The 17,266-nt window shown below is 68.3% G+C and carries 17 protein-coding genes and 1 riboswitch; of the genes, 12 read left to right on the top strand and 5 right to left on the bottom strand.

From position 1 onward, the window contains the following. Window positions 1-33: 33 nt before the first annotated feature. Window positions 34-723: a class I SAM-dependent methyltransferase gene (locus ABZ806_RS23260; protein WP_500219459.1), complete on the bottom strand. Its 690-nt coding sequence runs from the start codon at window positions 721-723 to the stop codon at window positions 34-36. Window positions 724-770: 47 nt separating this feature from the next. Then, entirely contained in the window at window positions 771-1,511 is a 741-nt protein-coding gene (locus ABZ806_RS23255) for a class I SAM-dependent methyltransferase (protein ID WP_500219458.1), read from the bottom strand. 223 nt (window positions 1,512-1,734) lie between these two features. Here ABZ806_RS23255 and ABZ806_RS23250 point away from each other — a divergent pair, with 223 nt between their 5' ends. Further along, a complete protein-coding gene (locus ABZ806_RS23250) occupies window positions 1,735-3,057 on the top strand; it encodes a hypothetical protein (RefSeq protein WP_500219457.1) in 1,323 nt (440 codons plus the stop codon). 29 nt (window positions 3,058-3,086) lie between these two features. Here the strand turns inward: ABZ806_RS23250 and ABZ806_RS23245 are convergent, their stop codons facing one another. After that, window positions 3,087-4,076, bottom strand: a complete 990-nt coding sequence (locus tag ABZ806_RS23245) for a coiled-coil domain-containing protein (RefSeq protein ID WP_500219456.1) — start codon at window positions 4,074-4,076, stop codon at window positions 3,087-3,089. Here ABZ806_RS23245 and ABZ806_RS23240 point away from each other — a divergent pair. The 6 genes from ABZ806_RS23240 (at window position 4,075) to ABZ806_RS23215 (ending at window position 8,752) form a co-directional block, all read left to right on the top strand. Further along, window positions 4,075-4,776 (top strand): DUF6153 family protein, encoded by a 702-nt coding sequence (locus ABZ806_RS23240; protein WP_500219520.1) that lies wholly within the window; start codon window positions 4,075-4,077, stop codon window positions 4,774-4,776. The genes ABZ806_RS23245 and ABZ806_RS23240 overlap by 2 nt on opposite strands. A 129-nt stretch (window positions 4,777-4,905) precedes the next feature. Next, window positions 4,906-6,462, top strand: a complete 1,557-nt coding sequence (locus ABZ806_RS23235) for a multicopper oxidase family protein (protein ID WP_500219455.1) — start codon at window positions 4,906-4,908, stop codon at window positions 6,460-6,462. A 13-nt stretch (window positions 6,463-6,475) separates the two neighbouring features. Continuing rightward, complete coding sequence (locus ABZ806_RS23230; RefSeq protein WP_500219454.1) at window positions 6,476-7,372, top strand: F510_1955 family glycosylhydrolase; 897 nt, start codon at window positions 6,476-6,478, stop codon at window positions 7,370-7,372. A 91-nt stretch (window positions 7,373-7,463) separates the two neighbouring features. Continuing rightward, the gene (locus tag ABZ806_RS23225) at window positions 7,464-7,739 is read left to right on the top strand and encodes a hypothetical protein (protein WP_500219453.1); all 276 of its coding nucleotides are present in this window, start codon (window positions 7,464-7,466) and stop codon (window positions 7,737-7,739) included. Window positions 7,740-7,824: 85 nt separating this feature from the next. Continuing rightward, complete coding sequence (locus ABZ806_RS23220) at window positions 7,825-8,214, top strand: hypothetical protein (RefSeq protein WP_500219452.1); 390 nt, start codon at window positions 7,825-7,827, stop codon at window positions 8,212-8,214. Window positions 8,215-8,347: 133 nt separating this feature from the next. Further along, a complete protein-coding gene (locus ABZ806_RS23215; RefSeq protein WP_500219451.1) occupies window positions 8,348-8,752 on the top strand; it encodes a DUF302 domain-containing protein in 405 nt (134 codons plus the stop codon). 561 nt (window positions 8,753-9,313) lie between these two features. Here the strand turns inward: ABZ806_RS23215 and ABZ806_RS23210 are convergent. Beyond that, window positions 9,314-10,498: a C40 family peptidase gene (locus tag ABZ806_RS23210; protein WP_500219450.1), complete on the bottom strand. Its 1,185-nt coding sequence runs from the start codon at window positions 10,496-10,498 to the stop codon at window positions 9,314-9,316. Window positions 10,499-10,870: 372 nt separating this feature from the next. Then, window positions 10,871-11,017, top strand: a riboswitch (cyclic di-AMP (ydaO/yuaA leader). Window position 11,018: 1 nt separating this feature from the next. Between ABZ806_RS23210 and ABZ806_RS23205 the strand changes: the two genes are divergently transcribed. The 3 genes from ABZ806_RS23205 to ABZ806_RS23195 all read left to right on the top strand — a co-directional run bounded on the left by ABZ806_RS23205 (window position 11,019) and on the right by ABZ806_RS23195 (window position 13,324). Beyond that, window positions 11,019-12,026, top strand: coding sequence for a CHAP domain-containing protein (locus ABZ806_RS23205; protein WP_500219449.1), 1,008 nt, complete (start codon window positions 11,019-11,021; stop codon window positions 12,024-12,026). A 236-nt stretch (window positions 12,027-12,262) separates the two neighbouring features. Continuing rightward, window positions 12,263-12,643 carry a DUF6153 family protein gene (locus ABZ806_RS23200; RefSeq protein WP_500219448.1) on the top strand — a complete coding sequence of 127 codons (381 nt, stop codon included), beginning with the start codon at window positions 12,263-12,265 and terminating at the stop codon, window positions 12,641-12,643. A gap of 72 nt (window positions 12,644-12,715) precedes the next feature. Continuing rightward, window positions 12,716-13,324, top strand: a complete 609-nt coding sequence (locus tag ABZ806_RS23195; protein WP_500219447.1) for a DUF305 domain-containing protein — start codon at window positions 12,716-12,718, stop codon at window positions 13,322-13,324. Between the two features lie 41 nt (window positions 13,325-13,365). Here ABZ806_RS23195 and ABZ806_RS23190 read toward each other — a convergent pair whose 3' ends face one another. Beyond that, entirely contained in the window at window positions 13,366-14,766 is a 1,401-nt protein-coding gene (locus ABZ806_RS23190; RefSeq protein ID WP_500219446.1) for a hypothetical protein, read from the bottom strand. A gap of 389 nt (window positions 14,767-15,155) precedes the next feature. On the opposite strand from ABZ806_RS23190, the gene ABZ806_RS23185 reads away from it, so the two are divergent. Both ABZ806_RS23185 and ABZ806_RS23180 read left to right on the top strand, forming a co-directional pair. Then, on the top strand, window positions 15,156-16,136 hold the full coding sequence (locus tag ABZ806_RS23185) for a zinc metalloprotease (protein ID WP_500219445.1): 981 nt from the start codon (window positions 15,156-15,158) through the stop codon (window positions 16,134-16,136). 100 nt (window positions 16,137-16,236) lie between these two features. After that, entirely contained in the window at window positions 16,237-17,055 is an 819-nt protein-coding gene (locus tag ABZ806_RS23180) for a MerR family transcriptional regulator (protein ID WP_500219444.1), read from the top strand. Window positions 17,056-17,266: the final 211 nt, after the last annotated feature.

Here is a 17,266-nt window from a genome sequence, read left to right as displayed (position 1 = left end):
ATAGTAGTTTTCTCTCGCTAGCGCGTGCCGAGATCAATTCGGCTCGACGGTGCCCCACACCACTCCGACGCCCGGTACCGGCTGACGGTGCCCTACGGTGCGGAACCCGGCGTCCTCGAAGGCCTCCACCCAGAACTCTCCAGTCGCTGTCGTCTCGCGGAGAGTGTGGAGCGTCGACCGGAAGAACCGGCCGGCGCTGCGATCGATTCGCCCTCTTCCGCAGGACCCCGAATCGCTCAGGAACTGTCGGCGCCTACCGGCGGACCGCGTCCGGTCGGGCATCAGGTCGGCGATCACCAACCGTCCTCCCGGGCGGAGCCAGCGCAGCGCGCGGGGAACCAGCGCCCGCTTTTCAGGGTTGTCGCAGTGGTGGAGGGCCAGGCCGCTCACGATCAGATCGCAGCTCTGGCGCGGCATGATCAGCTCGGTGATCCGGACGCTCTCCGTCCTGATGTCCGGGCAACCCGACTCACGCGCGCGTGCTGCCAACCTCGTCGCCAGGACCCTGGACGGCTCCACCGCGACCAGTTCGGCGACCTCGCCGGAGAGTGGGATGGCGAGCATGCCGACCCCTGCGCCAAGGTCGACGCACCGGTCCTGCGGCCGTGGTGCGGCCCTGAGCCGGATCTCGGCGCTGAGCGCGGCCGAAGCCGACTCGGTGAGCAGATGGTGATGCCACTGCCGCGCCGTTCCGTCCGTCATGCGCTCGGCTCTCATCGTCATCGTCCAACCTCCATGGTATCTACTACCAGGCCTCGTAGGTAAATGCATCAGGTGGGCGTGGAGACGTCTGCACCGGTTCCGACCACCGGAGGACCGGCGTGCGCGTTCCCCCAGACGATGCCCGCCTCCTGGACGACCTGGATGTGGCCCACGTCGCTGAACCCCGCATCGGTGAACGCGCGCCGCCAGAAGTCCGGCGGGGCCGGCTGCTCGTCGCCGAGCCGCAGCCCGAGCCGGGTGACGTTCTTGGCGATCCGCCACATGCCGCCGGGGCCCTTGGCGGCGAGCGCCTTGACCTTCGCGCCGAGGACCTTGCGGTCGTCGGCGCCGAGTCCCCGGCCGAACATCATGTCCGCCACGACCAGGCGTCCCCCTGGCTTGAGCCAGCCGTGGACGCGCGCGACGAGTTCGCGCTTCTGCGGATTCGTCACGTGGTGGAGGGCGTAGTTGGAGACGACCACGTCCAGGGACGCGGCCGGTATGCGCAGCATGTTCAGGTCGCCCGCGATCGACTCGACGTTGTCGTGCCCGGCCTCCACGGCGCGCTGCTGAAGGTCCTGCGCCATGGCCGGGGAGATGTCCACGGCAGTGACGTGCCCGGCGTGCCCGGCGAGCGGGAGCGTCAGGAAACCGGTGCCGGCGCCGAGGTCCAGGCATCGGTCGGTGGCTCGGACGTCCGCGAGGCGGAGCACCTCGTCGCGGACCTTCTCGAAGGCGGGTGAGTTGGTGACGTGGTGATGCCAGGTGTCGACTCGCTCGTTCCAGGTGTTGCGCAGCCCATCCGACATGCGGCCTCCTCCGACCAGGTATCTACTAAGTCGCATAGTAGTAGCAACTACTAGGATGCATAGTAGATATCGCTCGAATCGGCCGGGGGTGGCGATGCGGAGAGCCGCGATCACGAGCTCGTCATGCCTTCTGGGGTGCCTGTTCCCGCTCGCGTCCCCACTCCCGGCCGCCGCGGCGGAGCAGCCGCGCGCATCGGCGCCGCTGATCGCGCCATCCGGCCGGATGGCCGAGCCGGCACTCGCCGTCGACCCCCGTGATCCGGCGCGCATCGCCGTCGCGGCCGATCCCTACCTGAACCCCACGCGCATCCAAGTGACCCTGTCGAGCGACGGCGGGCGGACGTGGTCCAAGCCGCGGACCGTGCGTCCGCCCGGTTTCGCCCGCAGCTTCGACCCCGGGCTGGCGTTCGCCGCGGACGGATCACTGCTGATCTCCGGTGGCGCCGCGCGCAGCGGTCCGCCCGGATGCCTGCCCGGATCGGTGATCTTCCTCGCCCGGCTCTCGGGCGGCCAGCTGGCCTACAGCCGGGTGGCCGGCCCCGAACGCGGCGCCTTCCTGGACCGGCCGTCCATGGCCTATGACGCCGGGACCGGTCTCGCGGCCCTGAGCTGGACCTGGTCCCGTGGTCGAAAAGCGCATTGCCGCGCCGAACCGGCCGCGTCCCGAACCATGGTGGCCTGGCGGCGCGGCAACGGCGGTTTCGCACAACGCCGCCTGCCGCGCCGGGACCCGGCCGTCTTCGGATCGAGCCTCGCCATCACGGCACGCGGGCAGATCATCGCCGCCGTGGCCGGCTGGCGAACCGGACGCAGGCAGGACGTCATCGTGTACGAGATCGAACCCGGTGGCCGGACGACCTCCACCGCCGTCAGGGCGGGCAAACGGCCACGGCTACTTCCGCGCCGGGGCATGCCGCTGAACCTGTTCATCCCCGCACTGGCGGTCCGTCCCGACGGGGTGCGGACGATCGGCTGGACCGAGGCGGCGGCTGGCGGGCAACGGGTGCGTATCGCGAGTTCGACGGATGGGCGGGAATGGAGGACACAGTCTGGACCGCCGGCGGACGGGCTGCCGATGGCCCCTACCGCCGCATATGACCAGCACGGAGCTCTGCTGCTGGTGCAGGGCGTCTTCAAACACGACCGAGTGGACTTCACTCTGTGGCGGCAAGGGGGAGGGGCCTGGTCCCGAGTACGCGGCTTGGGAGGCGCACCGACCGACGGATGGAAGGAACTCGGTCAATCCCTCGGCATGGTGGTCCGACCGGACGTCTGGGCCATCGCGGTTCCGACGGGTGACAAGCGCCGATCGCGGCTCACGGTGTGGGCGAACCGTGTAGAAGTGCCCAGTCCGTCCCCCGGAGGCTCTGGCTCGCCGCCGCCAACGGACCCTGGCAAGCAGAGCGATGGCGGTGAGGCCCTCGTATCGTTCGTCACCCCGTGGAGAGCGCTTGCTCTCTCGGTTCCGGCCGTCCTCGCTGTTCTCGCCCTTTGGCGGATTCGGCGAGTACACCGCCGTCTTCGTCGGCCAGGCCGACACCGCTGAACCCATGGCGACGGTTCCCGGGGTCGATCTCAGAGCACCGAGACATGCGGGTGATCCATGTGGTTCTGAGTGATGCCGCCTCGGTCCTCCATCTGGCGCCATCCGCCTCCGCGGCGCGAATCCCAGATGCGCTGACGCCAGATCACGTACTTGATGCCGAGGCGTGCGGCGTTGTCGATGACGTAGTTGGCCACCGAGTCCCCGTGCGCGGTCGCCGAGGCGGTCGGCATCCTGCCGGCGGTGCTCTCCATGAAGTCGCAGGCCCGTCCGGAGCCGTGGTCCTGCGGGTCGCCGGCGCGGTAGCAGCCGATCGTGGGGAAGGGGCCGAACTTCTGGTCGATCTCCAGCATGACCTTTCGCATGCGGGGCGTCATGTAGTTGCCGACCAACGGTGACTTGGTCTTTCCCGAGACGCCGTCGGGCCTGCCACGGCGCGGGTTCTCGGCACGGTACTTGGCGAGGAGCTTGCGGACCTTGGCGCGCTTGCTCTCCAGCTCGGCGATCTCGCGGCGGACCGCGTCGACCTTCGCCTGGGCGGTCCGCCGGGATTTCTCCGCCTCCAACGCCAGGCCCGCGACCGCCTGGATGCGCCGGTCGCCGTTGCGGGCCAGATACTCCAGCGTCGTGGCGCCCTTAAGGGAGGACCCGTCAGTACTGAGCAGGACAGGGATGGAGGACGGGGCGCCCTGCATGTAGGAGCTTGCCGCCAGCGCGCGAATCTGGGTGCGGGCGGCGTCCAGCTCACGCTCGTGCTGCCCTGCCTGCCGCGCGGCCTTGGACGCGCTCCTCTTCAGATCTTCAAGGCTCTCGATCCGGCCTCGGTAGTCCTTCTCCAGGGCCTTCTTGCGCTTCTCCAGCTCAGCCAGCTGTGCCGCGGGGTCCTTCTTGGGTTGGGTGAGGGAACGTTCCGCCGCGGCCGACTGCCCGCCCGCCACCGTGGTCGCGACCAGGAGGGCTGCCAGGCACCCCGCCCCCGTTCGCGCTCGGACCCGCAGCACCGATGACGTGGGCCGCACCATGCGAAACCACCTCCAGAGATCAAATACTAGGAGGCATAGTAGAATACGCGCATCGGTGGTGCGGCCGGACCGAGAACCTGGGAGACGCCTTGGACGCACGCCCCGCATGCTGAGATTTGGGTCACGCCGCTGGGCGCACTCGGTCCCGAAACGACAGTCAGGTCATGAAGCTCTCGCCCATCTACTATCGTGCTTCCTGATGTGCGACCGTAAGCATGCCGATCCCTCTCGGGCAGCAGGCGGAGTCCGGCCGAGGGGTCCTCGTCGTGCGTTCGCGTGGACGCTCCTGCTCGGTGCAGTGCTCCTCGGCATCGTCGCCATGCACACCCTCGGACACATGGTCGACCATGATCGCGGCGCGGTCGCCACGTCCCATGGCCGGACGATGGCCGTCCACCACGTGAACTCGCCGACACCGGCCGCTCAGGAGACATCGCCAGGTGCGATGCATTCGTCGGCCTTCCACGACGTTGCCCAGGCGACTGCCCCTGGTGCCGGGATGGTCTCGGATCCGTCCGTCGTCTGCCTCGCGGTACTGGTCGCCGCCGGGCTGTTCATCGCGCTACGCCGGTCGGCGTGGCGGCTTCAGTCATCACCGCACGACCAGCCCTCCCGGCTGCGACCGGCCTGTCTGCCCGATCCACGTGGGCCGCCGGGACTCGGCCTGTCCCTGACTCGTCTAGCGGTTCTGCGGATCTAGGAGCGGTCCGGCCGGGTGCCGTTGACCGTCGCGAGGCCGCCCTTTCCGTATGCCTCGCCACGTCCACACGTGCCCGGTTCATGCCCGATCTCCTTCCATCCGCATGACTGAATGCGAGGCCCTCACATCATGAAACCGATCGATCGACGCTCTGTCCTGCGCGCGGGACTCCTGGTGGCCGGCGGCGCCACCCTCGCCGCATGCGGCGGCACGGAAAGCAAGTCCGGCTACGTCTCGCCGAACAGCGCGGAGGTCCGCAAAGCGGAGGCAGCCCGCCGGAAAGCCGGTGCTGCCGTCCGCGACTTCCAGCTGATCCCGAGTGAAGGTGCGGTCGACCTCGGAGGGCGGACCGTCCGCACCTGGACGTACGGTGAGCGCCTTCCCGGCGCAGAGATCCGGGTGAAGGCGGGCGAGGTAGTGCGCGCCCGTGTGACGAACCGGCTGCCCACCGGCACGACGGTGCACTGGCACGGACTGGCGTTGCGCAACGACGACGACGGCGTCCCAGGCGTCACTCAGCCCGAGATCAAGGCGGGGGCCGAGTTCGTGTACGAGTTCACCGCCCCGCACCCCGGGACGTACTGGTTCCACCCGCACTCGGGCACCCAACTCGACCGCGGCCTGTACGCGCCGCTGATCGTCGAGGATCCCCGGGAGCCGCTGTCCTACGACGCCGAATGGGTCGTGGTCCTCGACGACTGGCTGGACGACGTGACCGGCACCCCGGAGCAGGTGCTCGCCGAGCTGAGCCGCGGCATGGGCGGCATGGGCATGGACGGCGGCGACCACTCGGCCATGCCCGGCATGGACATGGGCGACCAGACCGAGACTCCCGCGCCCGGCTCGTCCGGCGTGGGCGGGCACATGCTCATGGGCGCGGAGAGCGAGCTGCTGGGCGGCGACGCGGGTGACGTCCGCTACCCGTACTTCCTGATCAACGGCCGGCTGGCCAAGGAGCCGGAGACCTTCCGCGCCAAGCCGGGCGACCGCATCCGGATCAGGTTCATCAACGCCGGCGGCGACACCGCGTTCCGGGTGGCGCTGGGCGGGCACCGCATGACCGTCACCCACACGGACGGCTTTCCCGTGCGACCCGTCGAGACCGACGCGCTCCTGCTCGGGATGGGAGAACGCTACGACGCAATCGTCACGGTGAAGTCAGGGGCGTTCCCGCTGACCGCCCTCGCCGAAGGCAAGAAGGCCGTCGCCCGCGCCATCCTCCGCACCAGCACCGCCGCCGAGGCACCCGCCGCGGACGCCCGGCCCCGGGAGCTTCAAAAGAAGATCGTCGGATATGGCGACCTGCGCCCGGCCGACGCGGTGCAACTCAAGGACCGGCGTCCGGACCGGACGGTCCGCCTGGAGTTGACCGGCGGGATGATGAAGTACGACTGGGCCATCAACGGGCGCAAGTACGACCCGAAGCAGCTGTACCCGGTGCGTTCGGGAGAGCGGGTGCGGCTGTCGTTCGTCAACCGGACCACCATGTGGCACCCCATGCACCTGCACGGCCACACCTTCGCCGTGGCACCGACCGGGGTGCGCAAGGATACCGCGATCGTCCTCCCGAACCGTTCACTGGACGTCGACTTCGACGCCGACAACCCCGGCAAGTGGATGATCCACTGCCACAACATCTACCACGCCGAGTCCGGGATGATGACCCTGCTCGGCTACCAGGCCTGATCGGAGAGCCGACATGAACCTGCGCTTCCCGCGCACCCGTGCCGTACGCCCGCTCCATGCGCTGGCCCTGATCGCCGGCGCGATCGTCCTGGCGGCGTGCGGCGCCGAGGCCGATGACGCCAAGGCCCCCGCTCCCTCCGCCGAGGCGCAGATCGGGCACATTCACGGCGTCGCCATGGACCCGGCTGACAAATCCGTCTACGTGGCAGCCCACTTCGGCGTTTTCAAGATCGAGTCCCCCGACCGGGTCAGCCGGGTGGGGACGAACCGGCAGGACACGATGGGCTTCACGATCGTCGGCCCTCGCACGTTCGTCGCCAGCGGTCACCCGGCGATGGACGATATGAAGAAGAAGGACGTCCCGCCGCATCTGGGCCTGATCCGGTCCACGGACGCCGGACAAACGTGGACCACGGTCTCCGAAGCCGGGAAGGCCGATTTCCACGCACTCCAGCAAGCGGGACAAACCCTCTACGCCTACGACAGCCAAACCCAGAGCGTGCGGCACAGTCGCGACGACGGGCGCACCTGGACTTTGGGCGAACGCCTCGATGTGAACGACCTCGGCGCATACAAGGATCGTCCCGACGAGGTCTATGCGGCCACACCCGAAGGCCTCCAGAAGAGCAACGACTCGGGAGGCTCCTTCAAGACCGTCAGTGACGCACCCGTCCTGACGCACGTGGACGTGGTGGGCGGCAAGACGCTCATCGGCGTGGCCCCGGACGGGCAGATCCATGTCAAGGCAGGTGACGGCGACTGGCAACGCCTGGGCCAACTGCCCGGCGGTCAGGCCGCCGCGTTCACCGCCGTCGACTCCCAGCACCTGCTGGCTGCCGCCGAGGACGGCAGCGTGTACGAGTCCCGGGACGGCGGCCGGACGTTCAACGTCCTCTATGGCGCCCGCTGAACATCTGTGCCGCGGCGTCCACCGACGCCGCGGCACAGCACCCGCCCATTAAACTACTATGCTCCTTAGTAGATTATTGGGAGGGAGACGCATGTCCCCTAAAGCCAAGCGCCAGACCAAGATCGAGGCGGTGTACCGACCACCGGCGGCGCGCCGCGCGCCGACCCGCTACCGCCCCGCCTGGCATCGATGGATCGGCTGGCTCGTTACCACTTTGGGGCTGCTGACCATCGTGCTTAACCTGCTCACACAGTTCACGCGAACTCGGATGCTTCCGGGCGGGCACAGCCCCTTCTACCTGATCCTGGGGATCGCCGTGGCGGTCTCCAGCCTCTGGTGGTTCGGCTGGTTCGACCGCCAGGGATGAGTCGTCGCAGCGAACACCCTCGACCAAGACACCCAACCCATCTACGATCCGGCCTAGTAATGCATCGCATAGAGAGGACGGAGAGGTGAAGATACCCAGGCGCGTCGACGCCTCGCTGGACTGGCTGGAGAAGCACATCGGCGTTATCGCGGCCACGGTCGCCATGATCGCTACGGCGGCGTCCACGCTGTGGCTGCCCTCCTTCGCCGGGTTCATCCCCGGCCTCGCCATAGGCGGCCTCTTCGTTCACCTGCGACTCACGAAGCGTCTGGCGAAAGCGAGAAGGGACGTTGACGACCTGCTCCGGGACAACGGGGCCCTGCGCCACCGCAACACCGTCCTCACCAGCGGCGTCATCGCTCAAGGCACACAGGTCACCCACAAGTTCGTGCCCATCGGCGAGGCCGTGGCCGACGCGCAGGACACACACGGCACACTGCCTCTCCCGCAAGACGACGCCGATCCAACAACTTGACGACGGTCGGAACCACCCGTGGTCACGCCAGAGGGCACGTAGCACCGCCCACCCCCGGGCGCGGCTCACCAGCAGCAAGCCGCTGGCCACCGGTGGATGCTGCATTCGTGGTCGTCATCAGTGGACGAATGACATGGAATACGCGCGCACCACCACCCTTGACCTTCCCTACGACCAAGCAGTTCCCCAGGTGAAGGAAGCCTTCGCCGACCAGGGATTCGGCACGCTCACCGAGATCGACGTCCGCGCCACTCTTAAGAGCAAGCTCGGCGAGGACATGGAGGACTACCTCATCCTTGGTGCGTGCAATCCCCAACTCGCCCACCGCGCTCTGGACGTCGAGCGTGAGATCGGTCTGCTGCTTCCGTGCAACGTCGTCGTCCGCGCTCTGCCTGAGGGCGGGACTCTGCTGCCGCTCGATCCAGGCGTCATGGTCGCCGTCCCCGAGCGGCCCGAGTTGCGTCCGGTCGCCGATGAGGCCGGACAGCGGATCCAGGCCGCTCTCGACACGCTGACCAGCCGAACCGGGCAGGGGTGAGGTCCGCTACGGGTGGGCGCCGGCACGGCACTGAGGCCGAGGCTGGGTGGAGCGGCCCGCAGCCTTGGGTCACTCCGGCCGCTGAGGGACGGCCGTGCCGCTATGGGAGAGGGGCGCTCGACCCGCCTCGCCACGAGGGCGGCGGGAGTTCGGTCGTCGGCCGCCGGGCTTCAATGCCGGCCCCGCGCCGGCAGGCGCCGGGGGCTTGTCCCGCCACATCCACAGCACCGCCGCCAACGTCACCACCGCGACCGGGACAATGACCGCCAGCACCGCGATCCGCACCGACCGCGAAGCCCTGACCGCCCGCCGTGAGCGTGACTGCCGTGTGCGTGGTTACCGCCCATCTCTGGCCGCTCCTTGCCGCTGTTCGCCGTCCTCCGCACTGGCCCGTGCCGATGAAAGGGTCACCACCTGACGCTCACCGGCGGCAACAGGGAGCTAATGCCGAGACCATACACATCTGGTTCTTCGCTTGAGCGCCAATCCCCTAGCGCATCCTGGCCGCGCTCGAAACGCTGACCAGCTCGGCTGGGCAGGGTGAGATCCAATTCCAACCTGTCAGCCCGCCAGCCGGGCGGCGAGGCGCGGATTGATGCGGATCGCCCCTTGGAAGTTCCTGAAGTAGACCGGTTGGATGCGCACGACGGTGCCGCGCCTCGGTGCGGCGAGCATCTTTCCATCGCCGAGGTAGAGCGCGATGTGGGAGATGTATCCCGGGGCGGTGGGGTCGTGGGCCCAGGTGAGCAGATCACCGGGCCGGGCCTTCTCGAACGGGATCCGCCAGCCGGCCTTCGCCTGGTCGTCGGCGACCCGCGGTAGCCGGACACCGGCCTTGCCGAAGGCATACTGCAGGATTCCAGAGCAGTCGTAGCCGCCCTCGGCGTCCGACTCCCCGCCCCAGACGTACGGCATCCCGAGCTTGCTCTCGGACGCTTTGATCGCCGTGCGGATCTGGAGTGCGGTCAAGACCTGACCGCGAGCGTCCGGGAGCTGGGCACCTGCGCCCGGGGAAGTCCCGCTCTTGGTGGCGAGGGATACGACCTTGGACCCGCGCGGTACGAGCCTGCGCACGCTCCGCGTGAGCTTCGTCAGGTCGCGCTTCCCGGCGCTGATGAGCAGCGCATTGCCTTCCGCCATGCCCAGGGTGCGTGCGGTTGGACGCGAGACCACGGCGTCGACCTCACCGATCCCCATCGTGGCGAGCGCGCCGACTCTGAGGCTGGTCTTTCCAGCGGTTCCGTCGAGCGCCGCTTGGCTGCCGAGGGACACCCCGCCGTCGGTCCCCAGTGCGAAGGAGACCGCGATGTCACCTGCAGCGACGTTGCGCCAGAGCGCGTCCGATTCCGCGGTGGGTTTCGGTGTGTAGCGCCGGAAGGTCGAAGGATCGACGCCGAAGACGGTCACGGACTTGCCCGCGAGACGGCCTTGTGCCGCATCGACCGTCTCGACTCCGCGTACGCCTTTCATCTCGGCGATCTTGGCGATCGCCGAGGGCGGGAGAGGTCGTGGTGCGGCCACGAGCAGGTGCGGCGCGAGCCGCGACGTCAAGGGGGCGACGAGCCCTGCTGAGGACGGTTCGGGACGCCCCGCCGCCAGGAACCGGGCCGCACCGGCCTGCGCCACCGTGGCCGGAGGCGCTTGCGATGCCGAGCGGACGGCCAGGACCGCCACGTCCGCGGTCAGTGTGGTCACCGCCGAAATGCCGATCACTATGGGAACCGTGCGGCCGCTCGGCTTGAACACCCGGACCTCCCGCAAGGTTCGCGTACCATCTCCTACGATGCGTCGGAGGTGACGATAGCCGCCATGCTGCGTCGACGCCAGCCGCCGGCCACGATCAAGTAGCCGCACATCAACTAGGGCTACTACCTTCAATAGTAGCTATGACGGACCGCGAACGGCCGGTTCAGCTCTACTGGCCGTGTCCGCCCGACAAGTCGGCAGGTGCATGCAAGTCGTCCTGAACAGGCAGTACTGACACTCGACGATGCGCGGAGACACCGGCCCGCAGGCAGCTGATCCGTGGTCGGCTTTGACCTCGCGTTGCCATCTCGGCGAACGTGCTACTACATTGCATCGTAATCGGTTCGTGATCCACTCCCCGGCCTGGGGGGCGCGGACCGACCGCCTAATCCCGATCGGCGCGCCAGCGCCGCGGGAGCCGGGGACCCACTGTTCCTGGGGTGAATCCGCCGCGCGCGGTAGGGCCTGCTCCTGGCCCGAACCCGTCAGCTAACCCGGCAGGCGGAGTCAAGGAGAACCGATGGATCCCGTAGGTGCGAAGCTGCTGGAAGTAGCCAAGAAGGAACTCGGATACCGCGAGAAGGCCGGCGGCTACACGAAGTACGGCGACTGGTACGGCAAGACCTACGAGGGCGGTGACGACTACTACGCCACCGCCCCCTGGTGCGACATGTTCCTCGCCTGGGCCGCCACCGAGACCGACACACAGGACTGGGCGGGCGAGTTCGCCTCCACCATCCAGCACGCCGAGTGGTTCAAGAAGAAGGACGCGTGGGGCACCAAGCCCGAGCCGGGTGCGCTGGTGTTCTTCGCCTGGTCCGACTCCAAGGACATCGACGCCATCAGCCATGTCGGCCTGGTGGAGAGCGTCAAGGGCTCGTCCCTGCGCACGATCGAGGCCAACACCGACGGCGTCTACCTCAAACGGAAGACGCGCGACGTCAGCGACGTCGTCGGCTACGGCTACCCAGGCAAGGTCAAAGTGGCGGGCAAGCCGCTGCCGGGAACCGAAGACGAGACGAACTACGTCCCCAAGCACGCGGCTCCCGCATCCGAGTCCAAGGGCGCGGAGGCGACGCGCCCCGAAACGGCGGTCACCTCTCAGGGCGCGAGCCCGAAGGCGGCCGGCGACCAGCCGCTCGTCCAGCCGGACGTCCTGCTGGGAGGGCTGCTGTCCATCGCGGTCTGCGGTACGGCCGCGCTGGCGGCGGGCAAGTCGATCGCTGCTCGCGTTCCGGCGGAGCCGCCGATCCGTGTGCGGAAGCGCGGCAAGCACCACAAGCAGCCGGTGGAACTGCCCGCGGACATCACACCGGCGGGCCTCGATGCGTCCGAGGCCGGAACCGCCGCCATGCCGGTGATCTCGGCCGCCGTCGCCGCCGAGGCAGAGGATCGCGAATTCTGGAGCCGGGTCTCGACACTGCAGGACGACGAAGATCTGGCGTTCTGGGACACCCTTTACATCGATTTGGAGCCGATCCGCTCGAACACCTCCGACCGCACGATGGCCGGTCGTTGTGGCCGATGACCGAGTCGTGGCCTCTGACCGAGGCGATCCCGATTGAGCCGGGAGCGTGCCGGGAGACGTATGTCCTGGTCAGGGAGGCGCCTTGGCGGATCACCGGCCATCCCTCGCTACCATGGGCGTGGCAGAGCAGCGCAGGGAGAGGAATGGCCGGCGGTCTTCCGGGCGGACGGTCGCTACGGGGTATGGAACGGCAGGTGGGGTAGCTGAACCGGTCACCGGAACGGTGCGGGCAAGCCATGAAGCTGCCGTTCGGCCTGCTCATGTTGCTCTGCGTCCTGGCGATGCACGGCTTCCAGGCATCGCCGAGCCCCACCGAAGCGGCGGGCGTCCCGCTGACGGCGATGAGCATCGGGCACGAGGCGACGCCATCCTCGTCGAAAGCCGTCCATCAATCCTCGGGCGAGGACCAACCCGGTGATCATCACCAGGATCATCCGGGCGGTCAGGTCTGCCTGGCGATACTGTCCATGATCTCCTTCCTCGGAGCGATCGTCGCCCTGTTCGTGCGCGAGCCGGTGATCGTGGCGAGGCGGATCCTGACCAGGATCCGAATCCTTCTCGTAGGACGGCCTCCACCGAGGCCGTCCCTGTACCGCCTGAGCGTGCTGAGGCTGTGACAGACCGGCGGCGTCTTCGCGGGCGCCGGGCTCCCCGAAGTCACAGACACTCGACACGAAAGGTCCACCACCATGAAGCGCGCACTCGCGCTCGTCGCCGTCCCCGCCCTGGCGATCAGCCTGGCCGCCTGCGGCGACAACGACTCCGACAACGCCAAGGCCCCGATGTCCGGCCACTCGATGCCGGCGAGCGCGTCACCGTCCAACGGCGGCTCGCAGACGCAGCACAACGACCAGGACGTCATGTTCGCCCAGATGATGATCCCGCATCACCGCCAGGCGATCGAGATGGCCGACCTGGCCGCCATCCGCACCTCGTCTCCGGAGGTGAAGCAGCTCGCCGCGGAGATCAAGAAGGCGCAGGACCCGGAGATCAAGCAGCTGTCCGCCTGGCTGACCGGCTGGGGGGCGTCGGTGCCCTCGCCCGGGATGAGCGGCATGAGCCACGGCATGGACGGCATGATGACGGACAAGGAGATGAAGAAGCTGGAGGGCGCCAAGGGCGCGGCCTTCGACAAGGCGTTCCTCGAAATGATGATCAAGCATCACGAGGGCGCCGTGGCGATGGCCAAGACCGAGCAGTCCTCCGGGCAGTTCCCCGCGGCCAAGCAGATGGCCACGGACATCGTGACCTCGCAGTCCGCCGAGATCACCAAGATGAAGAACCTGCTCAAGCAGTAGGACCGCGCGGTAGGGCGGGCGGGGTCCCGGGCCCGCCCGCTCTACCGTCCAGCCGGCTTTCGACGGGCGCGTGTCAGCACCAACGCCGCTGCGAGAAGCGACAGACCAACCCCGTAAAGGACGGCTCCCCAAGCGATCTGGCCTCCTGTCACGTCCCCGCCACCGGCCGGGCGGTAGAGCTCCCGCCGCATTGTCACCGTCGTTCTATCTCCGGTCCTGAACGGCATCCAGGTCTCGGCGTCTCCGCCTCCGGATGTCCTGAACTCCCCGTAGACGAACCACAGGTCACCGCGCGGCAACCGCAACGCCCCTTCGAAGCGGCAGCCGCCCACGGGGCCGAGGCGTCCGATGACCTCCCGTCCAGCCCTGCGCGCCACTGCTCTCAATGGCTGCATCTCATTGCAGCGGCTTTCCGGAAGCACAGCGAGATGCGTGACGCCGGCATTGTCGGTGACAGCGCTGAGACGCACCTCTGCGTAAGGCTCGCCCTGCCCGGGGTCATGAGCTCGCGCCGGCCGACCAGGACTCACCACGAGCACGATGCCGATCAGTGCCGCCGCCGCTGCACCGAGCACAGGCGACCTGCGGCGTGCCGCTGCAAGGCACAGCAGCCACACTGCGAGCAGGGGCAACGCCACTGCGCCCACGCTCGCGGGCGACTGACCCGTCCATCCGAGAGCGGCGGACGTCCATGCGGCTGCGGCGACGCCGGCGGCCCCGGCGGTGTACCTCTGGAACGTGCTGCGCCAAGGCAACTCCATTGCGGCGAGCCCGATGACCGCCAGCGGGAGGTCGGGGGCGCTTCGTCCCATGATCACGAGTACGACGGTGGTCAGCAGGCGCGTCAGCGCATAAGCGGCGATCATTCTGAGGACAGCGTGACGGTGCGGCACCAGGCGGCGCGTGACCAGCACGGCCGGGATTGCGGCGGCCAGCAGTACCGGGAGATAGAACGCCTCGCTGAACTGCGGGACGTCGGTTTCGTACTCCAGCACCGCCATTACGAGGCTGCCGAGCACGAGACCTGAGACCGCGGTCTCCACCAGTCCGGACCGGGTCGTCCGAAGGCCGGCCAGTACTCCGATCGCCATCGTCGCCGAAGCGAACACCACGAGCATGTGCGGTGGGCTCCACAGCACCGCGTCCCTGCCGTAGGCGGCATGCCAAGCCGCATCCGCCGGGGCGGCCGCCAGCGTAAACCCGCCGCCGAGGGCGGCCAACGCCAACGGAGGCCGCCCAAGGACGGCGCTGATGGAACGGAGACGGGCCAGGGCCGTCAGGCCCCAGACGAGGATCGCGAGGCCTGCGACGGCCACCGAACCGTAGAGCGTGACGTGCGGCGGAATCCAGGCACTATCGCGACCGAAGTCGGTGTGCCATGCATCGTCCCAGTACGTCGCGAAGAGCGACACCGCGCCGCTGCCCGCGATGATCGATCCCAACCCCGGACCGAGACGCCAAGTATGCATTGATGAGACAGTCATGTCTCAAGAGTGCTACTAGGCGGCCTAGTAGTCAATGGCCGCTGGAGACGCGACGGCCCGCGCGGCCGCAGGGGCGTCATGGTGGTACGGATAGCCGGACTATCGACTACCCGCTCGGCGGGCGCCCTGATCTCCCAGTTCACGAAGTCAGCCGGGAAACCCGCAAACCCGCCCCTTGTCACCGCCGAAACAGCGGGGTTACTTTCCGCTCGCCACATGCGGCCGATGTCCAGAAGACATCGGGAAGTGAGGGGAATGCAGCGCGCGGCTTTCCCTGATCGAACTCCCAAGCCCCCCGCCAAACGTCGAAGGAGGATCCCTTGCGACGGCCCACGAAAGTCCTCGCGTTGACGGCTGCGGTAAGCATGCCGCTCGTCTTCGTGAACACGAACAGCGCCTCAGCCCACCAGTGGGGCAACTGGAAGTGGAACCGCTCCACCATCCAGGTCTGGAACTCCGCATCCAACTCGAGCCTGGCGAATCAGGCCTTGAACGACTGGGACGGCCACACCGTGCTGTCGCTCCCCCGCACCGGATCCCACAGCGACATCAGCGTCGCCGACGGATACTACGGAAACACCGGATGGGGCGGCCTCGCCACCATCGTCGACTCGAGCGGGAGCTACATCACCCACGCGCACGCTGAGGTGAACCTCTCCTACAATCCCGGCGCCAGCCGGATCCTCGGCATCTTCTGCCAGGAGATCGGCCACACCTTCGGGCTGGATCACTCCAATGACGGCTGCATGGGGCTGAGCTACTACAACAACCTCACCACCACCGTCCCGCACAACTGGAACGATATCAACAGCATGTACGGCTTCGCGGGCACGGCGAGCGCGCAGGGCCCCACCGCCACTCCGGGGACCCGGTACTTCGCCAGCTGGCGATACCGCGCCGGCTCCGTTCGCCAGGCGGCCCGGATGGGCTCCAAAGCCGTACGGGCCACCGTCGTCAACGTCAGACCGGGGGCCGACATCGTGGTCCCGGCCGCCGGCGAACCGGGCGGCGTCAACCGAATCCCCACTCGGGCCGTCACCTTCCGCACGGTCGAAAGGCTGAAGGGCCGCACGCCCGCCACCTTCACCGTGTTCCAGACGGGAAGTGCCACGGCGAACATCGATGACGACCCGGCCTACGGCGCCGGGCAGCAGTACGTCCTCATCCTCAAGGGCAAGCGGGCCGACGGCCGCAACGTCCTGCTCTCCCCCGAGGGCCGCTACCTGGTGAGCGGCGGCGCCGTCCGCACCTTCAGCGAGGTGCCCGACGTCGCCAAGGTCAACGGCATGAAGTACACCGAATTCCGGTCGCTGATCCGCGGCTCGTAGCCGACCGCAGCTCGCAGATTCCGTGAATGGGGGGCCGACGGGCCTCCCCATTCACGCTGAGATCGTCCATAGTTCTCCTACAACCTGTAGGAGCCTCCGTATGCGCGAAGATCCGCGCGGCGGGGCCGGACTCCGCGGGCGGTCCCCACCGGACCGCGCGCGTGACGAGGTGAGCGAAGTGCGGATGACTGAACTCAGCGCCCGCAGCGGTCTGTCGATCCCCACCATCAAGTACTACAAGCGCAGGGGGCTGCTGCCTCCCGGCCGCGCGACCTACCGCAATCAGATCGACTACGCTCCCGCCCATGTCGAGCGGCTTCGCCTCATCCGCGTCCTCACCGAGGTCGTCGGACTCACGCTCGACGGCGTCCGTGCGCTGCTGGAAGTGATCGAGGACCCGGCCCGAGGCTCCGCCGACGTGCTCGCCACCGCCCAGGACCTCGTGCCGCTCGGCGGCGCCGGCCTGAGCCATGATGACGAGGCGTGGCGGCATGCCCGCGGCCGGCTGAACGCGTTTCTCACCGCCCGCGCCTGGCGTGTACGGCCTGATGCCGCCGCCTTGGACGACGCTACAGACGTCCTTGCAGCGCTGCGCCTGCTCGGCCATGAACTGAGACCGGATGTGCTGGACGAGTACGCCCAACTGGCCAAGGCGACCGTCGCCGCCGAGATGCGATTGATTCCGGTTCAGCCACGCAGCGCAGCGGTCCGCACAATCCTCAAGCTCACCACGATCAACGAGAATCTGTTCGGTGCCTTACGCCGCCTCGCCCGAGAGGACCTGTATTCGCGTTCCACCCAATTCGTCACGCAGAACTGGCCGGACGTGGTGAACGGCGCGCATCCCGATGCTCGGAAACTTCGACCCCGCGACCTCGAAGACGAGGTTTGCCCCGCAGCGAGAACATCATCCGGATAGCCGACGACCTGAACACCGGCCACGGGACGGCCGCGAGAATCGGGCGGCATCGGCTGTCACAGTGCCGTTGCCGTACACGGCGAGGCGGGGTGGCCGTATGAATCCATGGCGGGGTGGGGCCGGCCGGGGCGGTCCGGGCCCCCCCCCGGGAAACCCAAGGCGGGGGGGCGCGCCCGGAACAACCACAAGCCACCGTGAGAACAGCGCTGGA

The sequence above is a fragment of the Spirillospora sp. NPDC047418 genome, from assembly GCF_040643275.1.
In the GTDB taxonomy this organism is placed as follows: Bacteria; Actinomycetota; Actinomycetes; order Streptosporangiales; family Streptosporangiaceae; genus Spirillospora.
The sequence above is the reverse complement of the archived record's forward strand: the minus strand, read 5'-3'. Positions and strand labels throughout refer to the sequence as shown.